The following is a 23131-nucleotide window of genomic DNA, read 5'->3' as shown; positions in this document are numbered from 1 at the left end:
CGACGGCGAGCGTCCCGACCTGGCACGCGACAGCGAGGTCCCGGCCCGGCACGCGACGAGGAGCGCGATCAGATCGGGGGCGGGTCGAAGTCGAAGTCGAGGTGACGGCGTTGCTGTGCGACCAGCGCGTCGGGGTGCTCCTGCCCGAGCGTCGCCGCGTAGCGGTCCAAGGTCTCGGCGTGCAGGTTCTGCGCTTCTTCCTTCTCGCCGAGGACGAACAGGTCGGCGGACAGGTTGGCGGCGCAGCCGAGCGTCATCGGATGCGTCTCGCCCAGGACCGCCGCCAGCCGGCGGAGGGTGCCGCGTCCCAGCCGGACCGCCGCCTCCACTTCGCCGATCGCCGCGAGGTCGCTGGCGAGGTTGGTCGCGATGGTGAGGGAGTAGTGGTGGTCGCGGCCGAGTTTGGCCTCCACCCCCTCGAGCGCTTCCTCGTTGATGACGCGAGCCTTGCCTGGATCCCCGTTGACGCGTGTCAAGAGCGCGAGGTTCCCCCTGCATCCATGGTTGTAGGGGTGGTGCTCGCCGTAGACGCGCGAGTACCGGTTCACCGTGTCCGCCGCCAGGGTGGTCGCGCTGTCGAGGTCGCCAACGGTCCGCTGGATGTTCGCCAGGCACATGGCGGAGGCCAGCGTGTCGGGATGGGAGAGTCCGTACAAGCGCGTGTACCGAGCCTGGACGTCCAAGGCCAGCTCGAGCGACTGCTCGAAGTCACCGAGACGGCGGAGCGAGATCGACAGGTCCTTCGTCGTGCGGAGAGTCCACGGATGGTCGGGCCCCAGCTTCTGGACACCGAAGTTGTACAGGTACTGGCCGAGGTCGTACGCCTCGGCATAGTCCCCGCAGAGCCGGACCGCGCGGGCCAGTCCGCTGCCGGGCGCCAGCAGGTCGACCGCGTCACTGGCGCGCCCGAGCGAACGCTGCTGGACGTAGGCGCGTTCGTGGAAGACCTTGCAGCGCTGGTAGTCGCTCATGAGGCCGTAATCGAGCCCGAGGCAGTGGGCGACGCGGTTGACCTGGGGGTCGTGTTGCCCCAGCACGCGTTCATGCCGTTCCAGCGAACCGAGGTCATGCTCGAGAGCCTTGGCGAACTCGCCGGCGGCGCGGAGGTCGGCGCCGAGGCTGTTCAGCAGCTGGAGCGTTTCCGGGTGCTCCGTCCCGGCGACCTGCTCCATCTTCGGCAGCGTCCGGGAGTCGAGTTCGTACGCCTCCGGGAACCTGCCGAGCTCGCGGAGCACGTTGGCGAGGTGGCGCCGGGCGCGCAGAACGTCGAAATCGTCCGGTGACCCGTCCGCGGACCACCGCTCGATGATCTGTTCGAGAAAGCTCTGCGCGGAGGTGTACGCGCCCGACGCTCGCAGGTACCGGGCGACCCGCAGGAGCAGCTCATGGACGTCCGGGTCCCGGCTGCCCGCGATCTCGGACGGCTGCACATGGGGCATCAGGTCCGAGTAGTCGCCCCAGCCGACGGGGTCCTCGGGGTCGTCCGGAGCGGTCTGCGCGAGCAGCAGGTAGACCTCCTGGCGGACCCGGTCGCGGTCCGCCTCGCTCATCTCGTCGCGGACGAGCGCCTGGATCAGCCGGTGCACCTGGATCGCCTGGCCGGTGTTGTCGAGCTTGGCCAGCGAGAACCGGCCCAGTTCCCCGATCGCGCGGCTCAGCCGGATGGGATCGGCGAGCAGTTCCGCGATCTCCGGGCTGAGCCGGGGATGGATCCGGTTGAACACCTCGCTGGGAATCGGCTCGGGGCTGAAGAACGCGCAGTAGCGCAGCAGTTCGACGGCCTCCGGCAGCGACTCGCGCAGGCTGTTGACCGAGAGACCCCAGGCGGCCGTCATCGACAGCGGGTACTCCGACGGCTTGCCCTCCGCGAGCAGCTCCGAGGTGCGCGCCGTCAGCAGTTCCAGGTATTCCGACACCTGCATGCCGCGTTCCGCCTGGAGGGCGCCGGCCTGCTCGAGGGCGAGCGGGAGATCACCGAGCTTGTCGGCCAGCCGGTCGGCGTCCGGGTGGTCCTTCGTGCGCGGGACCCGCTTCGCGAGGAAGGCCAGGCTCTCCTCGCGGGTGAAGACGTCGATGGGCACGGTCTCGACGACCCCGGCCCAGCGATGGTTGCGCGAAGTGATCAGGACGTGTCCCGGGCCGTCGGGGATGAGCTCCCGCAGATCCTCGGGCTGGTCCGCGTTGTCGAAGATCAGCAGCCATCTGTCGAACGGCTCGCCGCGCCTGAGCGCGTCGAGGACGGCGCTGGTGGCCTCCTCGATCCCGGTCGCGGTCAGCGGGGGGAGGTCGAGGTGGGGGGCGAGCCCGGCCAGCGCGGACCGGAGCAGGTTCGACTGGTCGGCGGCGATCCACCACACCAGGTCGTAATGCTCGCGGTAACGGTAGGCGTATTCGACCGCCATCTGCGTCTTGCCGACTCCGCCCAGGCCGTGCAGGGCGTGGGGCACGGAGACCGAGACGACCGCCGTGACCGTGTCCGTGATGCCCGCCCGCAACGCCGTGAGCAGCTCTTCCCTTCCGGTGAAGTTCTTGTTCCGCTTGGGGATCTTCTTTCCCCACACCTGCGGAACCCGCCTGGCCATTCCGGCCTGACCGGCCGACAGTGCCATGTGCACCACCTCCGGATTGCGCTCACGGCAACGACCTGCCCGTCGCCCGCAGGAAAACCACCTTACCCGCTGCACCACAGGACGCTAGATACTTTTCGGGCGTCTGTAATGCAAATGTGGGCTCATCCTAAAAGGAATGGGCTCGACTTCTGCGTCATATGACACAAAGGCTTTTCAACGTACCTGGAAGAACGTTCGAGCCGCACCTGGCCATCCCTTCGGGCACGTGTCAAGATAAAAGTCATCCGCTGCCGCCGTGACGGGAGATCACATGCCGCACACCAGGAACCCACAGGTCAGCACGATCGACCTGGCAGCTCTCTCCGTCGACCAGCTGGACGGCATCAGCCAGAGCGCACTGTGGCACGCCGTGCGTGAGATTCTTGACACCTCGAATGACAGCGCGCCGATCGCCGCCTTCAACTCCTACACGCCGCCGCCGTTCGACCAGGAGCACTGAATGGCCAGATGCGGCCATTCGTCCTCCCCGCCCGCCATTCTGGACGTCAGACTGACCGACCAGGACATCTGACCCGTAGAGCAGGATGGCACTTGTGAGCCAGCCCGCCGGATCCCCCGGTGCAGGCACCGCACCTTTTGTGGGACCCAGCTTCTTCACCGCCGAAGAGCGGCCGTTCTTCCATGGCCGGGACCAGGAGATCCGCCGACTCGGCGAGAGCTGGCTCTCTACCGGGCTGATCATCTTGCACGGCGCGGCCGGTGTGGGAAAGAGCTCGCTGCTGCACGCCGGGGTCGTGCCCTTTCTCGCCGACCTGGGCACGGACCTGCTCGCGGTCGGGCATCCCGCATTCTCCGCGCGCTTTCCGCTGGCCGCCGTGCCGCGGCAGAACCACTTCTCCTTCGCCGTCCTGTCGTCCTGGCAACCAGACGCCTCCCCGTATCGCAGCTCTGAGCTGTCCATTGGCGACTTCCTGCGGCGGCGCGGCGGCTCTCCGCTCCTCGTGTCGATCGATCAGGCCGAAACGCTCTTTCGGACGTCGCCGATCCACGAGCGCGACCGCCGGCTGTTCCTCGAGGAGCTGTCAGCGGCGATGCGGGAACACACCGGCGTCCGGCTGCTGCTGTGCGTACGCGACGAGACCCTCGGCGAAGCGGTCGAGTTCGCCCTTCGGACCACCCGGACACATGCCACGTTCCGGCTCGACCCGCTCACTCCGGAGAACGCGGTCGAGGCCGTTCGCCGTTCGCTGCTCGCCGCCGGGCGGACACCCGATCCCGGCGCGGTCGAAGCGCTCGTCGACGAGGTCGGCAAGGACGCGGATGACGAGCCGTCCGGGGAGGTCGAGCCCGCACTGCTGCAAGCCGCCCGCACCGGGCTGCCCCCTTGCGCCGCTTCCTCCCCGGAAGATCTGGCCGCCGCGGTCGACGTCGCGCTGCGGGCACACGTACGCAGGCAACTGGCGGAGGTCGCCGCCGATCAGGGATGCTCCCTCGCGAAGGTCGCCGTCCGGCTCCGCCGCGCGCTCGAGGATCGTTCGCCGGCCGCTGATGACGAGCTCCTGCGCGCGCTGGAGAACCGGCACCTGATCAGGAGACGCTCGCCGCACTCGTTCGAACTGCTGCATCCCCGGCTGGTACGGCCCGTCCAGAGCTTGTCTGAGCCCGTCGACGCTCCGGCGGCGTCGCCGGAGCGGATGTTGGCGGCCGCACGCGCGGCGCTCCGCCGCGGGGATCTTGCCCTGGCGCGGCGGCGAGCCGAGGAAGCCGTCGGCGCGAACGATCCACAGCATGTCCTCGTCCGTGCCGAGGCCGAACGCACCCTCGGCGACATCGCCCACGAGGAGTTCCTGACGGATCTGGCCATCCGTCACTACCGCGAGGCCGCCGCCCTCTTCGAGTCGCTGCAGGACACGACGGCCGTCGGGCACCTACTAGCGGCCATCGGGCGGCTGCTCCTGGCCACGGCGGACGCGAGCCCGGCGACGGCGGTCGAGGAGTTGCGGGCGGCGACCGGCCGGGTCCCGAACGACCCGGGGCTGCAGGCGGGCCTCGGCCAGGCGCTCTTCCGGGCGGGCCAGCCGCAGACGGCGCTCGCCGTGCTCAGCGGCGCGCTCACCCTGGACGGGGACACCCCGGAGGCCCTGCAGACGCGCGGTGAGATCTTCGCCGACCAGGGGAATCGCGAGTCGGCGAAGTCGGCGCTGCGCGATCTCGACCGGGTGGGCCGGCGCGCCCGGCCGTCCAGCGAGGCGGCCCGGGCCCTCGCGCTGGCGACGCTGTCCCGCCTGGACGCGGCCAAGCGCGCGCTCGACGTGGCCCTCGCGGAGGCCGATGACGACGGGCCGGCCCTACTGCGGGCCGCGCGTGCGGAGCAGCTGTGCGGGGATCGGGGGGCAGCGGTCAAGCTCGCCGCGCTGGCCGTCGAGGCCAAGGACCCCCCGCTCCCCTCGCACCAGCGCAGCGAGGCCGACCTGCTGCGCGAAATGCCCTGATACCCGCACCCATCCGCGTTTACGGCACCTTCCAGGGGAAGCACATGCAGGACGTCGCCATCGTCGCGCTCGCGGTCGGCTCCGCCACCTTCTTCGGAGGCGTCGCGGGCACGGCCAACGGCTTCATCTCCAACTGGTTCCAGTCCCGCAAGACGAACATCCGGGATCGGGATCTGCGGGCCGAACGGGACCACGAGGAGCACAAGCACGCCATGCACGCCGCGCTCGCGGACGTCCGGCTGACGGTCGCAAGGGTCAGCGTGAGGACGCAGCTCGTCCAGGACATGCGCCGGACACCGGGCACGCGATTGGATGATAGTGACCTTTCCGATCAAATTAAGCACACACGGGACGATTACCCCATAGCCGTAGCAGCGCTTTTCGGTCTTTGGACGCTGAGCCGCGACGACGAGACCCGGCAGGCCGTCATGGCTTTGTTGGAGGATGTCGCATGGGCCTTCCAGTACGGCAGGTCGGCCGGTGGCGAGGACATGGACCCGGCCGACATCGACGCTCGCATCAAGGAGCGGATCAAAGAACTGAGCGCCGCCGTCATGAACGAATGCGACACCCGGACCCTGTCCTCGCCGCCACAATCCCGCGACGACACGAACCTAGGTCGCTGAAATCACTCCTGAACGAGCCTGCATCGAGTAGAATGCGCTTCCAGGCGACATACTGGAGCGCCCGATCCCTTTCTGCTATCGAGGCACCTCAACCGGTTGCCATCGACAGGAAGGGAACCGGCATGAAGCTGTCGCGACGGCGCCTCCGCGCTTGGCTCCGCCGCAAGAGCGACCACTCTCTGGGCGCCGACTTCACCTGGCTGTGGCTCGGCTCCACCGTCTCCCAGCTCGGCTCGGTCAGCGCGATGGCCGCCTTCCCTCTCCTCGCCCTGTCCATGCAGGAGTCACCGGTACTGGCCGGGTGGGTGACGACCGCCGGGACCCTTCCCCCTTTGCTGCTCCAGATCCCCGCCGGCGTCCTGGTCGAACGCCTGAGCCGATGGCGCGTCATGCAGGCCACCCTCGTCGTACGGCTGGTCTCGGCCTTGGTCCTGCTGGTGGCGTTCCTGCTGTGGGACGCCCCCATTGGCGTGCTGCTCGCCGCCGCGGCGATCGAAGGCACCTGCACCGTCTTCTACGGCACGGCCGAGATCACCTCCGTGCCCCGCGTCGTCCAGCACGAACTGCTGCCGGTCGCGATCGCCAAGAACGAGGCGCGCAGCCAGGGCTCGCTACTGTTCGGCCGCCCACTCGGAGGCCTGCTGGCGACAGCGCTCAGCTGGGCGACCCCGCTTCTCAGCCTTTGCACCGCCCTTGCCGCGATCCTGTCCCTACAAATGGTGGACAAATCCCCCCTCGGGGGATCACTGGGTATGAAAGCTGGAATGAGGCACGCCCTCAAGGAGGGGCTGGCGGCCCTGCGCAGAGACCGTTTCCTGCGAAACGTGCTCACCATCTGCGTCGTGACCAACGTCCTCTTCCAGATCATCATTCTGCTCTTCGTCGTCCTCGCCCGCGAGCAGCACCGATCGGCCCTTTTCATCGGCGCCATCCTCGCCGTCTCCGGCCTCGGCGGCCTGATCGGATCGAGCATCGCGCCCCGGGTCTTCAGAATCATCCGGCCGCGCAACGTCATCCTCTTCTCGGTCACCGCCTGGCTCGCCCTCACGATCGTCATCGCGTCCAGAGCGAACGCTTGGCTCATGGTCACGGCCTGGGGCGGAATCGGCTTCGTGGGCGCCAACGTGAACGTGGCCCTGGCCCTTTACCAGGCGAGCTGCATCGACACGGCGATCCTCGCCCGCGTCGCCAGCGCCGGCACCTTCGTGACCCGCCTGTCGGCCGCGGTCGGCGCCCTCTGCGCCGGCTACATCGTCTCGTCCTACGGCCCCGCGCGATCGGCCGGCTGGGTCCTCGTGGTGATGATCGTCCTTACCGGGCTCGTCCTCGTCCACCGGATCTTCCTGCCTCCGGAACCGGGAACCGAATGCCTGGTGAGCCGTCCGCACCCGCACGAGCCTGAGACGGCGTGGGAACCGCAACCCGCCGGCGCCGGCCGGCACCTCTGATCCGCACGCTGACCTGCTGGCCGTCCTCTGCCCGGTCCAGGCTCATCTTGAGCCGGCGAGCATCCAGCGGAGGTGCTGCTGCATCTCGTCGATGACCGCATCGATGTCGCGGTCACGTTCCTGGACCACCCAGTCGGTGAGCCAGGCCTGCAGCGCGGAGACCACCATCGCCGCCCCGATCTGCGGCCGGATGGCGGGCAGGCGATCCACGTCGACGGCGTGCTGGATGCCGGCCGCGAGCATGTCGATGCCCGCGCTCCACACGGAGCGCTGGACACCATGCGCCTGGTGGTAGGAGCTGGCCCAGCCCCCAACCCGGATGTTCAGCTCGAGATAGGCAGGGTTGTCCGCGAGGAACCTCGCCACGGCGGCGACGCTCGCGAGCAGGCGGTCGAGTCCGGACTGACCTTCGTCGCCCGAGCCTTCCACCGATGCCAGCAGCGCATCCATGCGGTCCTTGTGCAGTGCGTCCCAGATCTCGCCCTTGCCGGCGAAGGTCTTGTAGACCGTCGCGAGGCTGAGTCCGGCGGTGGCCGCAATGGCGTCCATGCGGGTGTCGGCGAACCCGGCCTTGCCGAACTCGATCTCGGCGGCGTTGAGGACCTGCTGCCGGTACATCGCGTGGCGAGCCTCGGCGACGCTGACGACCGACACCGGTACTTCCCTCCCTTGTAGCTCCACCAGATCCTATGTTAGCGTCCGAACAGAATTCCAATTCTGTAAATCAGAACGACGATTACCGTCACCCGTGGAGGCGAGGACCTGATGCCCAAGCCGATGCTGCCGATGAACCCGACCGGCTGGTTCCAGGTCGCCTGGTCCGCGGAGGTCGCCGTCGGCGAGGTCCTCCGCACCAGGGCGTTCGACCGGGACCTCGTGGTCTGGCGGGGACAGTCCGGGAAGGTGGCCGTGATGGACGCCTACTGCCGGCACCTTGGGGCGCATCTGGGCTACGGCGGCAGCGTCGTCGGCGACACCATCCAGTGCCCCTTCCACGGCTGGCAGTGGAACGCCGCCGGACGCAACGTCTGCATCCCCTACGAGGACCGCCCCAACCTGGGCCGCAAGATCGAGACCTTCCCCACGGTCGAGCGCAACCAGTCCATCTACATCTGGCACGACGTCGAAGGGCGCGAACCGTACTTCGACGTACCCGACATCTTCACCGCCTGGGACGACGGCGTGACCGAGGACGACTACCACCCGACGTATCCCGACTGCGTGCTGTTCAACGAGGGCCTCGAGATGCACCCCCAGTACGTCCTGGAGAACGGCGTCGACTTCGCGCACTTCAAGTACGTCCACAAGGTGCCGATCGTGCCGCTGTTCACCCGCCAGGACTTCGACGGGCCGGTGTCCTACGTGGACTTCACCATCGCCTTCGAAGGAGCGCCGGCCAGCATCGACGAGGTGAGCAGCGGCGTCGAGGCGATCAACGCCGGACTCGGACTCGCCGTGACCCGCAGCCACGGGATGATCGACAACCGCACGGCCTCGGCCATCACCCCCGTGGACGACTCGACCTGCGACGTGCGCTTCTCGGTCTGGATCGGCCGTGACCCCGCGCTCACCGAGGAGGACAGCCTCGCGCGCGCGGTCAAGCACGCCCATGCGGTCATCGAGCAGTTCGCGGCCGACATCGTCATCTGGTCCCACCAGAAGTACGCCGACCCCGCCGCCCTCGTTCGCGACGAGTACCCCGGCTTCACCGCACTCCGCACCTGGGCCAAGCAGTTCTACCCGACCACCGTCCCGTCCTGAAAGGCCACGCCATGACCGCCGCCCCCACCCCGATCCGCGTCTTTCAGGTCGCCACCGGCAACGTCGGCAGCGAGATGATCAAACGCATCGGCAGGCACCGCGACCTCGAGCTCATCGGTGTGCACTGCTACTCCCCCGACAAGATCGGCCGCGATGTCGGCGAGCTCGCCGGCATCGGACCCGTCGGCATCACGGCGACCGGCACGGTCGAGGAGATCATCGCGGCCCGGCCCGACGCCGTCACCTTCCACGGCGTCTTCCCCGACGAGGACCTCTACCTCGCGCTGCTCAAAGCAGGGATCAACATCGTCACCACCGCTGACTGGATCACCGGCCACCACCGCAACCTCAACCACCCGCACCCGTCAGGCCAGCCATGGACCGAGATCATCGACGAGGCCGCCAAGGAGGGGGGTGCCACCTTCTACGGCACCGGCATGAACCCCGGCCTCAACCAGATCCTCGGCGTGGTCGCCTCCGCCGACGTCGCCGAGATCGAGCACATCACCACCATCGAGTCCGTCGACGTCTCCTGCCACCACTCCGCGGCGACCTGGCGCGAGGTCGGCTACGGACTCCCCGTCGACGAGCCCGCCCTGCCCGGCATGCTCCGCAAGTACACCGAGGTCTTCGCCGACTCGGTCCACATGATGGCCGACGCCTTCGACCTCGAGCTCGACGACGTGACCTTCAGCTACGAGCTGGGCGCATGCACCAAGGACGTCGACCTGGGCTGGTACCGGTTGCCCAAGGGCTCACTAGGCGCGAGCTACATCAAGTACGTCGGCATCGCCGGCGGCGTACCGCGCGTGGAGACCCACCTCGAATGGCAGATGACCCCGCACACCGCGCCGAGCTGGGACATCAAGGGCTGCTACGTCACCCAGATCAAGGGTGACCCGCAGATCTACCAGAAGCACATGATCTTCCCGGCTCCGGGCGTCGACCTGTCCGACGCCGACGACTTCGCCTCGATCGGCATGACGGTGACCGGCCTGCCGGCGCTCAACGCGATCCGTGCGGTCGTGGCGGCTCCTCCGGGAGTCGTGACCAGCGCCGACCTCCCGCTCCGTGCCTTCGCCGGACGCTTCAAGACCAGCTGACGACGGCCTTCCCGTCCGCGGCGACGCCGACCTCCATGACGGGCGTGGCCCAGGTGGTCCCAGTCGTTGAGCTCGGCGTCCCGCGGGCCGAGGCGGGTGTTCCGGTCGAGGGCGGGTCAGCGGAAGATGAGGCGGGCGGCGGTGGTGATGTGGTCGCCGGTCTGGGCGGCGGTGGCGCGGCTGGTGGTCAGATCGAGCAGGCAGGCGAGCAGGACGTGGCCGAGGGTGAAGGCCTTGCCTTCGGTGTCGGTCCAGGTGGGGTCGGTGAGGATGGCGCGGATGAGGCCGGTGAACAGGTCCCGCCAAACGCTCAGGCCGTCGCCGCTGAGGTCGGGTGAGCCGATGGCGCTCATCCCGGCGGTGAGCAGCAGCCGCTCGTCGGCGGCCCAGCCGATGATGTCGGCGAACCCGGCGGCGACGCGCTCGGCCTCGGTCCCGGCGTAGGGGCGGGCGGTCAGGTCGGCGATGACCCGTACCGACCAGTCGACCATCAGGTGCAGCAACAGATGGTCCTTGGACGGGAAGTACCGGTAGACGGTGACGGGGGTGGTGCCCGCGCGCGCGGCAACCGCCCGGATCGTGGTGGCCTCCGGGCCGCCCTCGCGCGCCAGCTCCCGAGCCGCGTCCAGGATCTTCTCCCGCCTGGCCCGCTCGGCCTCCTTCAACGGCCGGGTGACGCTGAGGGTCGAACGGCCGTACTCGACGGCCGGCAACGGAGTCTCCACGGGACAGGGCCTTCCTCTCGCCTTTAACGTGAACTATAACGTGTTATATGAGAGCTCCTCTGGTCGGTGAGGACCTGTTCTCACCCGAATCACTGGCCGACCCGTACCCGGCCTATGCGCGGCTGCGAGAGCGCGGCCCGGTCCACCTGCTGCCGCAGCTGGGCCTGCACCTGGTGGTGCGGCACGCCCAGGTCCTCCAAGCCCTCGATGACCCGGCCACCTTCTCCAGCAACCTGGCCGGCCTGCTGAGCGCCGGGACGGGCGGACCGGAGCTGATGGACATGAGCGGCGCCGCGGTCGACGTCCTGGCCACCGCCGACCCGCCCGTCCACACCACGCAGCGTGCCGCCATGGCCCCGCTCTTCGCCCGGCGCACCGTCGCCGGACTGACCGACCGGATCCAGGACCTGCTCCTCCCGCGCGTGGCGGCCCTGGCGCAGCAGGGCGGCGGGGATTGGATGGGGCAGGTCGCCGCCCCCGTCCCGGTGCTGATGATCAGCGCGATCCTCGGGCTGCCCGAGGCCGACGCCGACCGGATCACCGCCTGGTCGGACGCCGCGATCGAGCTGCTGGGCGGCCTGGCCGGCCCCGAACGGCTGGGCCTGATCGCCATCGAGATCCTCGACTTCATGCGCTACCTCGACGAGCAGCTCGCCGCCGCGGCCACCCGCCCGTCCGGCGGGCTGCTGGACGTCCTGGCAGCCGATGAGACGCTCACCCGCGACGAACGGGTCGCGATGGCGCTGCAGTTGGTCACCGCGGGCAGCGAATCGACCGCCAGTCTCATCGGCGCGACCGCCCACGCCCTCGCCACCGACCCCGCCCTCGCCGACCGCCTGCGCGAACACCCCGACCAGATCCCGGAATTCGTGGAAGAGACACTCCGCCTCGAAAGCCCTTTTCGCGGCCACTTCCGCGTGACCACCCGCGACACCACCCTGGGCGGCGTCCACCTGCCTGCCGGGTCCCGCCTGATGCTGCTCTGGGGCGCGGCCAACCACGACCCCGACGCCTACCCCGACCCCACCGCCCTGGACCTGCACCGGCCCGCCATCAAGTCCCACACCGCCTTCGGCCGCGGCATCCACTTCTGCATCGGCGCCCACCTCGCCCGCCTGGAAGCCGTCCTCGCCGTCCAAGCCCTCCTGGCCCACGGCCCCTTCCACCTCACCGCACCCGCCCAACACGTGCCCAGCCTCATGGTCCGCCGCCTCGCCCACCTCAACCTGGCCTTCACCACCTGACCAACACCCTCGGCACCCACACCACCCCGGCACACCCCATACTCACCGACCAGACCCAGTCCCGTCAGCCCCGCAACTAACCCGGACTACCCGAACCGGCCAAGGAGTACCACCGTGATGACCGACCACCCGAACGAAGGCGACTCGACCAGCACCGCCCCGGCGCCCATCACAGTTAGCAAAAGGCCCCTTGCCGTGATCGCAAGGGGCCTTTGAGGTGGAGCCGCCTGTCGGAATCGAACCGACGACCTATTCATTACGAGTGAATCGCTCTGCCGACTGAGCTAAGGCGGCGTGCCGCGCGGAACACGGCTGGATGCAGTCTACCGGGTCCGCAGGGGTGGATGCGCACCGGTTATCGGCGGCACGGCTCGGTCAGTGGCAGAGCGTCCCGTTCTTCGGCGGCTCCGTGGTGAGCAGGTAGTTGTCGGTGGCCTTGGTGATGCAGGCGTTGCCCTGCAAGTAGGCGGTGTGGCCGTCGCCGTCCAGGGACAGCAGGACGCCGGAGTCGAGCTGCTTGGCGAGGCTCTGCGCCCACTTGTACGGGGTGGCCGGGTCGCGGAGGGTGCCGATGACGACGATGGGCTTGGCGCCCTTGGCGTGCACGGGCTGCGGCTGCTGCTTCGGCTGGACGGGCCAGTAGACGCAGGGGAGGCCGCCCCAGACGACGAAGGGGCCGAAGTGCGGCGCGGCCTTCTTGGCCTGGTCGGCGGCCTTGCCGTACTCGGCGAGGGTCGGCGGGTTGGGCTTGTCGACGCAGTTGACGGCCATGTTGGCGTCCGTCTGGTTGCTGTAGGTGCCGTTCGGCTTGCGCTCGACCATCTGGTCGGCGAGGGCCAGGAGGAGCGTCCCGTCACCCTTCTGCATGGCCTGCGTGAGGGCCTGGCGCAAGAGGGGCCAGTAGTCCTTGAGGTACAGGGCGGTGGCGATGCCCATGACGGCCAGGGACTCGGTGACCTTCCGCGAGTCGCGCGTGTTGGCCAGCGGCGTCTTGTCGGTCTTGGCCATGAAGGCGGCGAGGTTCTTCTCGGCCTCGTCCGTGGACGTCCCCAGGGGGCAGCCGGCCGACTTCACGCAGTCCTCGGCGAAGGCGCGGAAGGCCGTCTCGAACCCCTTGGACTGCTCGACCAGGGTGCCGACGGCGGACTCCTTGGGATCCACGGCGCCGTCCAGCACGAGGGCACGGACGTTCTTCGGGAACTCCTCCGCGTATATGGCGCCGAGATAGGTGCCGTAGGACGCGCCGTAGTAGGTGAACTTGGAGTCGCCTACGGCGGCGCGGAGGATGTCCATGTCGTGGGCGGCGTCCTTCGTGCCCACATAGGGGAGCTCAGAGGACGCCTTGGTCTTGCAGTTGGTCGCGAACTGCTTGCTCAGCGCCGCGAAGGCGTCGACCTCCTGCTTGTCGTCCGGAGAGGAGTCTGCGGCGAAGAACTTGTCGAGCTCCGGTCCGGAGTTGCAGCGGACCGGATCGCTGGCGCCCACACCGCGCGGGTCGAACCCGACGATGTCGAAGCGTTTGCGCAGGTCGGCCCCGAAGCTCGAGGCGGCCTGCCGGACGAAGTCGACACCGGAACCGCCCGGGCCGCCCGGGTTGGTGAACAGCGAGCCGATCCGGGCGGACTTGTCCTGGGCGGGGAGCCGGATCATGGAGATCCCGACCTTCTCGCCGGACGGCTTGGCGTAGTCGAGCGGGACCTGCGCGGTGGCGCACTCGAACCCGCCGCCACAGCTCTTCCAGGACAGCTTCTGGCCGTAGAAGGCGCCGAGCCCTGACGGGGCGGTGCCCGGCGACGTCGCGGCCGTCGCCTCCTTGCCCCCGCCGCCGTCCCCGCCGCTGCATCCGGTCGCCGCCGCCAGCGTCGCCGCCATGGCCACGCCGATGTACCTCGCTGCCCGCACCTGGACCCCGTCTCGTCGTAGCGGCACGTACCCCGGCGCCTACGCTACGTCGGACTGCTGGTCGAGGGCCACTTCCCTCGGTGATCGTGTTCGATGCCGTCGAGCAGCCATTTGAGCCCTAGGTCGAAATCCTCCTGGTTGTAGAGCCCCGTGTCGAGGACCGACCGGAGGTGCGGGAACTCCCCGCTCTCCAGGAGCTTGGTGATGTAGGCCTGCTCCAGCACGCTCTGCCGCGCCTCGCCGAGGGCCGTCGTCCCCATCTCGCGGAGCCGCTGTTCGCGCAGGACGAAACCGAGCATGTAGTGGTCGACGGTCGTGACGATCGCGAGCATCTCCTCGGGATCGTCGGTGAGCCGGGCCGCGGCGGCCATCGATTGCTCGGCGTGCCGCAGCCCGTTCGGCCCGATGCGCGGCGACCGGCCGGCCAGCTCGAACATCCAGGGATGCCGGAGGCCGGCGGCGCGCTCCTTGCGGGTAATCTCGATCATCGCCTCGCGCCAGTCGTCCGGCAGGCCGTCCTCGACCAGGACCTCCACGGCGACCACGTCGTACATCAGGTCGAGGAGGTCCTCCTTCGCCTCGATGTGCGTGTAGAGGCTCATGGCGCGCACGCCGAGCTCGCTCGCGACCCGGCGGATGGAGACCGCCTCCAGCCCCTCGGCGTCGGCGATCTCGATGGCCTTGTCGACGATGGCCTCGCGGGTCAGCTTGGGACGGCGGCCACCGCGCGGGCGCGCCCAGACGTCGTTCGGCCGGGCCCGCTCGCGCCGCTCGCCCCGTTCGCGCTGTTGCGGCCGCTCGGCCCGTTCGCGCTGTTGCGGCCGCTCGGCCCGTTCGCGCTGCTCGGTCTGTTGTGACCGTTCGGCCTGTTCCGGCCGCTCGCGATCACGCTCGGGCGGCTCACTGCTCTCTGCCACGCCAGCGATCCTAACCGATACGGCGTATCGATACGGTGTACAGATCGAGCGAGACGGTGTACGGTGTGACCGATACAGCGTACGGAAACGGAGGACGGATCTTGACCGCGATTCAGAAGGCGCCCCCGACCGGGGCGAAGACGGGCATCGACCCGCACTTGCGCAACCTGGCGATCGTCGTCGTGCTCGGCGTGATCATGACGGTGCTCGACAGCACGATCGTCAACGTCGCGATCACCGCGCTCGGCAAGGACTTCGGCACCTCGCTGTCGACCATCCAGTGGGTCGTGACGGGCTACACCCTGGCGCTGTCCATGGCGATCCCGATGACGGGCTGGTCGGTGCGGAGGTTCGGCGCCCGGACCATGTGGCTGGTCTCGCTCGGCCTGTTCATCGGGGGTTCGCTGCTGTGCGGGCTGGCCTGGTCGGTGCCGTCGCTCATCGTGTTCCGCGTCCTGCAGGGACTGGGCGGCGGCATGCTGATGCCCGTCGGCCAGACGATGCTCGTCCGGGAAGCCGGGCCGAGCCGGATGGGACGGGTCATGAGCATCGTCTCCGTGCCCGCGATGCTCGCCCCGGTGCTCGGCCCGCTACTCGGCGGCGCGATCGTCGACCATCTGAGCTGGCGCTGGATGTTCTACGTCAACATCCCCCTGTGCGCAGCGGCGCTGCTGGCGGCGGTCCGGATGCTGCCGCGCGACACCGAACGCGACCCGGACGCGCGGCTCGACGTCACCGGCATCGTCCTGCTGTCACCCGGGCTCGCCGCTCTCGTGTACGGGCTGTCGGAGGCCGGGAACGGGACCAGCCTGACCGGCGCGCGCTTCCTCGCCAGCGTCATCGGCGGCACCGCGCTCGTGATCGCGTTCGCGGTGCACGCGCTCCGCAAGCGCGAAGGGGCGCTCATCGAGCTCCGCCTCCTGCGCACCCGCGCCTTCACCACCGCCACCGGCGGGTTCTTCCTCTACAGCGCGTCCGTCTTCGGGCTGATGATCCTGATCCCGCTGTTCGCCAGGATCGTCCGCGGCGAGTCCGCGCTCGACTCGGGATGGCTGCTCGCCCCGATGGGCGTCGGCGCGATGATCACGATGTCGGTGGCCGGACGGCTCGTCGACCGGTTCGGCGGGCGCTGGATCGCCGTCGGCGGCGTCGCGCTCGTCCTGCTCGGCACCCTCGGCCTGACCACGCTCGATCCCACGACGGGACGGGCCGTCATCATGGGCGCGATGTTCGTCGTCGGCATCGGCCACGGCATGATCGCCCCGTCCCTGATGGCGGCGAGCTACCAGGGCCTCCCCCGCGAGGCGGTCGCCGCGGCGACCACGGGCGCGAACATCCTGATCCGCGTGGGCAGCTCGTTCGGCACCGCGGTGATGGCCGTCGTCCTGCAGATCGCCATCCGGCATGAGATCCCTGGCGCCAGCGGCAACCTCGCCGACGCCGCGTCGCAGCACACCGCCGACACGCCCGTGCTGCTCACCAACGCCTTCACGGAGACCTTCTGGTGGACGGCGGCGATCCTCGCGGCCGCACTCCTGCCCATCCTGGCCGTCCCCGGAAAGGCGAGGTCGGCCGAGTCATGATGCGCTCGACCTCATCGCCCGCACCTTCCCGGAGAGCCGTGGCTGACGCCGCCATCCCTGCGCTGGACGACGCCGACCGTCCCAGCGCCGGGCCGGTGTCCCGGAGCGGGCGGGGCGGTGGGGCCCGCGGAGGTGGACGGGCCCCACCGGCGCGCATCGCCACAGGGGACTGCGAGCGCGCGTCTCACCCGGCTGGGGTGGTTATCAGCCCCGGTCAGGAGGCTGGGGTGCCGGGGTTCTGGCCTCCGTTCGGAGCGTTTCCGGGCGGACCGCCCTGGCCCCCGCGGCCGCCCTGCGGGGCCAGGGAGGCGCAGGCCTGCATGGCCTTCTGCTGGGCGGCCGAACGCGTCGGACGGTCGGTGGGACGGCCCGACGCGCGCCCCGAAGGCACGCCGCTGGGCCGGCCCGACGGCGGCGCGCCACCGGGACCACCGGACGGGGCGCCGCTCGGACGGCCCGAAGGCGCGCCGCTCGGGCGGTTGCCACGGTCCGGCATCGTGACACCCTGCTTCTCCATGCAGGCGCGGAACGCCGACATCTGGTCGTTGCCGGCGGCCTTCGTGGAACTCGCGTTCGCCTTGCCGTCGTCGCCGCCCCCGCAGGCCGCGGTGAGCAGCAGCGTCCCGGTGACGGCGAGACCGCCGAGCAGCCGGCCCATGCTGGCCTTGTTCATCGTCATCGTCTCCTCATCGGTGGTCAGCGGCCGGTGCCCTGGTTGACGGTGGTCGCGGTCACCGAGCCGTCCTTGCCGGTGGTGCCGCGCACGATGACCGTGGCGCCCGAGCCGAGGTCGCGGAGCTTGCCGTCCTTGGTGACGCTGATCTTGGTGCTGCCGCTGGTCTTGACCTTCACGGTCTTGCCGTCCGAGGTGCGCAGGTAGAGGGTGTCGCCGACGACCTTGGTGACGGTGCCGACGGTCATGCCGCCGCCCGCTCCCGCGCCCCCGCCGAACCCACCGCCGAAGCCGCCGGGGCCGCCGCGGCCGCCCTGCTCCGTGCCCGTCCCACCACCTGGCTGCGTTCCCGTGCCACCGCCCGGCTGTCCGGCGAAGCCACCGCCGTAGCCGCCGGGGACACGCCCGGTCGTCCGGCCGTAGCCGCCTGCAGCGGCTGGGCCTCCGCCCGGCGAGCCGGAATCGTCGGACGTCCATTTCTGCGCTTGGACACCGCCGAGGAAACCGGCGACGAGCAGGAGCCCGGCGCCCAGGTAGATGGTCGGTCCCGGCAGGGAACGCCTCGCCGGCCTCGCCGTCAGCTCGGCGTCGAGGTCACCGTCGAAAGGAGAGCTCGCCAGCAGTTCAGCGTCACCCATCGCCCTCTCGGACACCGCTTCCGGGTCACCGCCTGACTCCGGGCCCAGCAATGCCGACGCACCTTGCCCTGGCAGCAGCGCCTGGTGCGGTGCTGCCCCCGAATCCACGCCCTGGCCCTGCCCCGCCGCGCCGCCCTGGCCCGACCCCGCACCATGGTCCTGCGGCGCCCCTGCCGGCTGACCGGGAGCCGCGGGTTGACCGGGGCCGGCGGGCTGGGGTGGGGGTTGCCAGGGGGCCGGGTCTTGGCGGGTGTTCTGGGCGGGGCCCGTGCTCGCCCATGGGCGGACGTGCTCCTCCGAGCCGGGGCCGCCCGCACCCCCCGTGGGGCCTGCGGTGCCCGGGGTGGTCGGCGTGCGGTCTTGTCCGTGGTGCCCTGAAACGCTCATCCGCGCCTCCTCTCCGTCGAAGCCCGGCGACATCCATTGCTCGGTCCGTCCGGCGTCGGGGACGTCGGCGGGCGGCGTGTCCCGGGGCGATCCGGGGCCGTTCGGGTCCGCGCCTCCCGCCATCGATCGGTCGCCCGGCGTGTGCCGAGGCGGTGGCGGGGCGCTCGGGGTGCTGTGGCCTGCTGCTGATCGGTCGCCGGGCACGGCTCGCGACCGGGCGCGGCCGGGCGGTGGTGGGATGCTCGGGGGCGCGTGGCCTGCTCCTGGTCGGTCGCCGGGCTCGGCTCGCGGCCGAGTGTGCCCGGGCGGTGGGGTGCTCGGGGTGGCGGGGCCTGCTGGTGATCGATCGCTGGGCTCTGCGCTCGGCCAAGTGCGGTCGGACGGGGGTGGGGTGCTCGGGGCGGCGGGGCCTGTTGGTGGGCGGTTGCGGGGCTCGGCTTGCGGCCGGGTGTTGGGTGGTGGGGCGCCGGGGTTGGGGCGGGTGGGTTTGCGGCGTCTGCGGGACATGGGCGGTTCCTTGGTCGGTCACTCATGGCGGAGCGCCTCGATCGGGCGGAGCTTCGCGGCGCGGTTGGCCGGGTAGCTGCCGAAGAACAGGCCGATCGCGACCGAGACGGCCAGGGCCAGCACGATCGACGACGGCACCAGGACGGGCTTGACGCCGACGATCGTGAAGAGGCTGCCGACGACGCCCGCGGCGACCCCGAGGACGCCGCCGATGAGGGACAGGACGGTGGCCTCGGCGATGAACTGGCCGAGGATGGCGCCGCGGGGCGCGCCGATGGCCTTGCGGATGCCGATCTCGCGGGTCCGCTCGGTGACGGTGACCAGCATGATGTTGGTGATGCCGATGCCGCCGACGAGGAGGCTGATCGCGGCGACGGCGCCGAGCAGGACGGTGAAGGTCTTGTTCGACTCCGAGACCGCCGACTGGACGCTGGCCTGGCTGGAGACGGTGAAGTCGGCGGTGCCGGACGAGGCGATGTCGTGCCGCTGGCCGAGGATCTGGGTGATCTCGGCCTGCGCGGAGTCGACGGCGCCGGAGTCCTTGGCCTGGACGATGATCTGGTCGAGGGCGCCGTAGCCGGTGAGGGACTCCTGCACGGCGGGCAGCGGCGCGATCGCGATGCTGTCGGGGTCGGAGAAGCTGGAGGACGACGAGCCGGTCGCCTTGAGGACGCCGACGACGGTGAAGCGGATCCCGCCGACGTCGATCTTCTTGCCGAGGGGGCTGACGCGTCCGAACAGGTCGGAGGCGGTGGTGCTGCCGAGCACGACGGTCTTGTTCGCGGCGGTGACGTCGGCGGCGGTGAAGGCGGTGCCGGACGCGACGGTCTTGTTCGCGGCGGCGAAGTAGGTGGGGGTGGTGCCGACGAACTGGTTGATGGTGGCGCTGGTGCCCTCGTAGCCGGCGGTGACGGACTGGCTGGTCACGACCGGGGAGGCGCTCTTGACGGACGGGGCGTCGGACGCGCTGACCAGCGCGGCGGCGTCCTGGGTGGTGAGGTCGTGGGCCTGGGTGCGGGGTCCGGAGCTCTGCCCGGACTGCGAGCCGAAGCCGCCGCCACCGAAACCGCCCCCGCCCGGGCCGCCGCCGCCGAAGCCGCCGCGTCCGCCGCCGCTCCCGGTCGTCGACTTGGTGACGGTGAGGGAGTCGGCGCCGAGCCGCTGGATGCTCTTCTTGATCTGCTCGGACGAGCCGTTGCCGACGGCGACGAGCAGGATGACGGCGCCGACGCCGATGAGGATGCCGAGGGTGGTCAGGGAGCTGCGCAGCTTGTTCGCGGACAGCCCGCGCAGCGCGAACCGCAGGATCTCCAGGGGGCTCACCGGGCGCCCTCCGAGGTCCAGGGCGCGTCCTCGGAGGTCCAGGACGCGCCCTGCGTGGTCCAGGACGCGGCGGGCGGCGGGCCGGCGACGGGGGCGCGGCGGACGTCGTCGACGACGCGGCCGTCGACGAGGCGGACGACGCGTTTGGCGTGCGCGGCGACGTCGTCCTCGTGGGTGATGACGACGATGGTGCGGCGGGCGAGGCTGAGCCGGTCGAAGACGGCGAGGACGTCGGCGGTGGAGCCGCTGTCGAGGGCGCCGGTGGGTTCGTCGGCGAGCAACAGGGTGGGGGCGGTGACGAGCGCGCGCGCGACGGCGACGCGCTGCTGCTGCCCACCGGACAGTTCGTTGGGTTCGTGCCGGGTGCGGTCGGCGAGGCCGACCTCGCGGAGGGCGGCGAGGGCGCGGCGGCGGCGTTCGGGGCCTTTGACGCCGCCGTAGGCGAGGGGGAGTTCGACGTTGGCCTGCGCGGTCATCCGGGGGATGAGGTTGAAGGACTGGAAGATGAACCCGATGCGGCGGTTGCGGAGGATGGCGAGGCGGCGCTCGTCGAGGGCGCCGACGTCGATGCCGTCGAGGAGGTAGCGGCCGGCGGTCGGCACGTCCAGGCAGCCGATGATGTTCATCAGGGTGGACTTGCCGGATCCGGACGCGCCCATGATCGCGACGTAGTCGCCGGCCTCGACGGTGAGGGTAACGCCGCGCAGCGCGTGCACGGCGGTGTCGCCCTCACCGTAGACCTTGCCGACGTCGCGGATGCTGAGGACGGGCTTGGGGCCGTCCTGCCGGGGGTCGGGGATCACCTGCGGCCCCCGCCGCCGCCCGGTGCGCCGCCGCCGAAGCCGCCGGGTCCGGCGCCGCCTCCGGGGAGACCGCCGCGCTGGGTGGTACCGCTGCTTCCGGTGCTCGTGGAGGTGACGACGACCTGGTCGCCCTCGTTGAGGCCGGAGGTGATCTCGGTGCCCTGGTCGCCCTTCACGCCGGTCTCGACGGTGACGGTGCTCTGCTTGCCGTTGCGGACGACGGTGACGGTGCTCTGCCCGCCGGCGGTCTTGACGGCGGCGGTCGGCACGTACAGGACGTCGTCGGCGGACGCGGTGGTGATCTCGACGGTGGCGGTCTGGCCGAGCCGGACCCCGGACGGGACCTTGGTGAGCGAGATCGTCGCGGGGAACTTGACCACGTTGTCGGTGGTGGTCGGGGACAGCCCGATCGAGGTGATCTTGCCGGTGGCGGTCTTGCCGGTGAGGGCGTCGAAGGAGATGGACGCGGTCTGGCCGACCTTGAGCTTGGTGGTGTCGGCCTCGGTGAAGTCGCCTTCGATCTGCAGGTGCTTGGTGTCGACGAGCTCCATGAACCCGGACCCGGACGAGGATGACGACCCCGACGACGACGAGGAGGACGACGAACCCGACCCGCCACCGCCCGACGCCCCCGCGCCCGACGATCCGGACGACGCGGAACCGGACGAGCCCGACCCCGTCGACGACGACCCGGACCCGCCGGAGCTGCCGCCGACGGTTCCGTTGACGGCGGTGATGGTGCCGGCGAACGGGGCCTTCAGGACGGTGCCCTGGTAGGCGCGCAGCGCGGAGTTGTAGGCGTTCTTCACCTGCAGGTAGCTGGCGTAGCCCTTGGCGGACGTGGTGTCGCCGTCCTCGGCGGCCTCCAGGTTGGCCTTGGCCTCGTCGATGTTCTCGAGCGCCTCGGTCTGGTCGAGCCGGGCGAGGACGGCGCCGGCGACGACCTTCTGGCCCGCCTTGACGTAGATCTTGGCGACCGTGCCGGACGTGCCGAACGACAGGTCGCCGGTGCGCGCACTCTCCACCGAGCCGGACGCCGAGACCGACGCCGACACCGTGCCGCGCTCCACCCGCGTGACCCGGGTGGCCGCCGCGGCGCCGTCACCTCCGTCGCCGAGGGTGAGATATGCGGTGCCGGCCCCGGCCACCAGCAGCACGCCGAGGGCGCCGTTGATGAGCGTGGTCCGGCGTTGGAACGGCCATTTCATGCGAGAAGGCTCTTGGTCGCGCATGGGGCTCTCGTGAGGTGAATATGAGAATTGGATGAGAGAGCCGGGACCGGTGTGACAGGACGGTCTCGTGTGGGCAGGTACAAGGGTCGCCGTCCCGCGCCACGTAGCCGCCCCGCGCCACGTAGCCGTCCCGCGACACGTCGCTGTCGCGCGACACGTCGCGGGGTGACGTCGCGGGCGTCCGCAAGCGGCCGAAATAGGGGCGCGGCGGGGGCGGTTGGCCCAGACATGAGTGCAGCGAAGGAGCGGACCCGCGTCCGCATCGAGCAGGGCGGCAAGCGCATCCGGGCGTACCTCGGCGGCAACCTGGTGGCCGACACCACCGCGCCGGTTCTCGTATGGGAGATCCCCTACTACCCGGCGTACTACATTCCCGCGGCGGACGTGCGGGCCGAGCTCGTCGAGGACGGCCCGGGCAAGCACTCGCCGAGCCGCGGCGACGCGACGGCGTACACGGTGAAGGTGGACGGCGCGGAGGCTCCGGGCGCGGCGCTGCGCTACCTCGACTCGCCGGTCGAGGAGCTGCGCGGGCTCGTCCGGCTGGAGTGGGACGCGATGGACGCCTGGTTCGAGGAGGACGAGGAGGTGTTCGTCCATCCGCGCAACCCGTACACGCGCGTGGACGTGCTGGCGAGTTCCCGGCGCGTGCGGGTGGAGGTGGACGGCGTGACGGTGGCGGAGTCGTCGAGCCCCAGGTTGCTGTTCGAGACGGGTCTTCCGGTGCGGTACTACCTGCCGAAGACGCACGTCCGGATGGATCTGCTAGAGCACACCGACACCGCGACCCACTGCCCGTACAAGGGCACGGCGGAGTACTGGTCGGTGCGGGCGAACGGCAAGGTCCACGAGGATCTCGCCTGGTCGTACCCGACGCCGTTGGAGGAATCCCGCAAGGTGGCGGGGCTGGTGTGCTTCTACAGCGAGAAGGTCGACATCTTCGTGGACGGGGTGCTGCAGGAGCGGCCGAAGTCGCGTTTCTGAGGCCGGACGGTCCGGGGCGCGTCTCGTCGTCCGGCTAAGGAGGGTTAGCGGCCAACCCAAATCCGAGCGCTGAAGTTGTCACCAGGCATTACACCATCGGATGGAACATCATGCGATGGTGTGATGCCTGTCGCTTTCGCCCGGCAGGGCTTGCGACCTCCCTACGGCTACGTAACCGTAGGTTACTAAAGCGTAAGTTAAGCGCGCCGACGGGGA

The 23131-nt window shown here is 70.2% G+C and carries 19 protein-coding genes and 1 tRNA gene; 9 read left to right on the top strand and 11 right to left on the bottom strand.

Annotated features, from left to right (window positions below):
- Positions 1-68: 68 nt before the first annotated feature.
- Positions 69-2609: an FxSxx-COOH system tetratricopeptide repeat protein gene (fxsT, locus tag AB0C78_RS19770; protein WP_360749807.1), complete on the bottom strand. Its 2541-nt coding sequence runs from the start codon at positions 2607-2609 to the stop codon at positions 69-71.
- A 271-nt stretch (positions 2610-2880) separates the two neighbouring features.
- On the opposite strand from fxsT, the gene AB0C78_RS19765 reads away from it, so the two are divergent.
- The 4 genes from AB0C78_RS19765 to AB0C78_RS19750 all read left to right on the top strand — a co-directional run bounded on the left by AB0C78_RS19765 (position 2881) and on the right by AB0C78_RS19750 (position 7136).
- Positions 2881-3069 (top strand): hypothetical protein, encoded by a 189-nt coding sequence (locus tag AB0C78_RS19765; protein WP_360749804.1) that lies wholly within the window; start codon positions 2881-2883, stop codon positions 3067-3069.
- A gap of 94 nt (positions 3070-3163) precedes the next feature.
- Positions 3164-5062, top strand: a complete 1899-nt coding sequence (locus AB0C78_RS19760; RefSeq protein ID WP_360749801.1) for a hypothetical protein — start codon at positions 3164-3166, stop codon at positions 5060-5062.
- A 44-nt stretch (positions 5063-5106) separates the two neighbouring features.
- Positions 5107-5688: a hypothetical protein gene (locus AB0C78_RS19755; protein WP_360749798.1), complete on the top strand. Its 582-nt coding sequence runs from the start codon at positions 5107-5109 to the stop codon at positions 5686-5688.
- A gap of 122 nt (positions 5689-5810) precedes the next feature.
- Complete coding sequence (locus AB0C78_RS19750) at positions 5811-7136, top strand: MFS transporter (protein ID WP_360749795.1); 1326 nt, start codon at positions 5811-5813, stop codon at positions 7134-7136.
- 42 nt (positions 7137-7178) lie between these two features.
- Here the strand turns inward: AB0C78_RS19750 and AB0C78_RS19745 are convergent, their stop codons facing one another.
- On the bottom strand, positions 7179-7790 hold the full coding sequence (locus AB0C78_RS19745; RefSeq protein ID WP_360749792.1) for a TetR/AcrR family transcriptional regulator: 612 nt from the start codon (positions 7788-7790) through the stop codon (positions 7179-7181).
- 111 nt (positions 7791-7901) lie between these two features.
- Between AB0C78_RS19745 and AB0C78_RS19740 the strand changes: the two genes are divergently transcribed.
- Together AB0C78_RS19740 and AB0C78_RS19735 are read left to right on the top strand one after the other, a co-directional pair.
- Positions 7902-8897, top strand: coding sequence for a Rieske 2Fe-2S domain-containing protein (locus AB0C78_RS19740; RefSeq protein ID WP_360749789.1), 996 nt, complete (start codon positions 7902-7904; stop codon positions 8895-8897).
- A gap of 11 nt (positions 8898-8908) precedes the next feature.
- Positions 8909-10000, top strand: a complete 1092-nt coding sequence (locus AB0C78_RS19735; RefSeq protein ID WP_360749786.1) for a hypothetical protein — start codon at positions 8909-8911, stop codon at positions 9998-10000.
- A 116-nt stretch (positions 10001-10116) separates the two neighbouring features.
- On the opposite strand, the gene AB0C78_RS19730 is transcribed toward AB0C78_RS19735, so the two are convergent.
- A complete protein-coding gene (locus AB0C78_RS19730; protein WP_360749783.1) occupies positions 10117-10725 on the bottom strand; it encodes a TetR/AcrR family transcriptional regulator in 609 nt (202 codons plus the stop codon).
- A gap of 47 nt (positions 10726-10772) precedes the next feature.
- Between AB0C78_RS19730 and AB0C78_RS19725 the strand changes: the two genes are divergently transcribed.
- Positions 10773-11969 carry a cytochrome P450 gene (locus tag AB0C78_RS19725; protein ID WP_360749780.1) on the top strand — a complete coding sequence of 399 codons (1197 nt, stop codon included), beginning with the start codon at positions 10773-10775 and terminating at the stop codon, positions 11967-11969.
- A gap of 218 nt (positions 11970-12187) precedes the next feature.
- On the opposite strand, the gene AB0C78_RS19720 is transcribed toward AB0C78_RS19725, so the two are convergent.
- From AB0C78_RS19720 to AB0C78_RS19710, 3 genes are all read right to left on the bottom strand, one after another.
- Positions 12188-12263 (bottom strand) — tRNA-Thr (locus AB0C78_RS19720).
- Positions 12264-12344: 81 nt separating this feature from the next.
- Positions 12345-13871, bottom strand: a complete 1527-nt coding sequence (locus AB0C78_RS19715; protein ID WP_360749777.1) for an alpha/beta hydrolase — start codon at positions 13869-13871, stop codon at positions 12345-12347.
- Between the two features lie 44 nt (positions 13872-13915).
- Positions 13916-14788: a TetR/AcrR family transcriptional regulator C-terminal domain-containing protein gene (locus AB0C78_RS19710; protein ID WP_360749774.1), complete on the bottom strand. Its 873-nt coding sequence runs from the start codon at positions 14786-14788 to the stop codon at positions 13916-13918.
- 101 nt (positions 14789-14889) lie between these two features.
- Here AB0C78_RS19710 and AB0C78_RS19705 point away from each other — a divergent pair, with 101 nt between their 5' ends.
- Positions 14890-16371, top strand: coding sequence for an MDR family MFS transporter (locus AB0C78_RS19705; RefSeq protein ID WP_360749771.1), 1482 nt, complete (start codon positions 14890-14892; stop codon positions 16369-16371).
- Positions 16372-16585: 214 nt separating this feature from the next.
- Here AB0C78_RS19705 and AB0C78_RS19700 read toward each other — a convergent pair whose 3' ends face one another.
- The 5 genes from AB0C78_RS19700 to AB0C78_RS19680 form a co-directional block, all read right to left on the bottom strand.
- On the bottom strand, positions 16586-17050 hold the full coding sequence (locus AB0C78_RS19700; RefSeq protein WP_360749769.1) for a hypothetical protein: 465 nt from the start codon (positions 17048-17050) through the stop codon (positions 16586-16588).
- A gap of 17 nt (positions 17051-17067) precedes the next feature.
- Positions 17068-17682, bottom strand: a complete 615-nt coding sequence (locus AB0C78_RS19695) for a hypothetical protein (RefSeq protein ID WP_360749766.1) — start codon at positions 17680-17682, stop codon at positions 17068-17070.
- A 912-nt stretch (positions 17683-18594) separates the two neighbouring features.
- A complete protein-coding gene (locus AB0C78_RS19690) occupies positions 18595-19899 on the bottom strand; it encodes an ABC transporter permease (RefSeq protein ID WP_360749763.1) in 1305 nt (434 codons plus the stop codon).
- On the bottom strand, positions 19896-20702 hold the full coding sequence (locus tag AB0C78_RS19685; protein ID WP_360749760.1) for an ABC transporter ATP-binding protein: 807 nt from the start codon (positions 20700-20702) through the stop codon (positions 19896-19898). The genes AB0C78_RS19690 and AB0C78_RS19685 overlap by 4 nt, the downstream gene beginning before the upstream one ends.
- Positions 20699-21910: an HlyD family efflux transporter periplasmic adaptor subunit gene (locus AB0C78_RS19680; protein WP_360749757.1), complete on the bottom strand. Its 1212-nt coding sequence runs from the start codon at positions 21908-21910 to the stop codon at positions 20699-20701. The genes AB0C78_RS19685 and AB0C78_RS19680 overlap by 4 nt, the downstream gene beginning before the upstream one ends.
- A gap of 252 nt (positions 21911-22162) precedes the next feature.
- Here AB0C78_RS19680 and AB0C78_RS19675 point away from each other — a divergent pair, with 252 nt between their 5' ends.
- A complete protein-coding gene (locus AB0C78_RS19675) occupies positions 22163-22915 on the top strand; it encodes a DUF427 domain-containing protein (RefSeq protein ID WP_360749754.1) in 753 nt (250 codons plus the stop codon).
- The last annotated feature ends 216 nt before the right edge of the window (positions 22916-23131 follow it).

Origin of the sequence: Actinomadura sp. NPDC048394 (assembly GCF_040651755.1) — a bacterium.
Taxonomy (GTDB): Bacteria; Actinomycetota; Actinomycetes; order Streptosporangiales; family Streptosporangiaceae; genus Spirillospora; species Spirillospora montaniterrae.
Note: the sequence above shows the minus strand (reverse complement) of the source record. Positions and strands in the feature narration are given on the sequence as shown.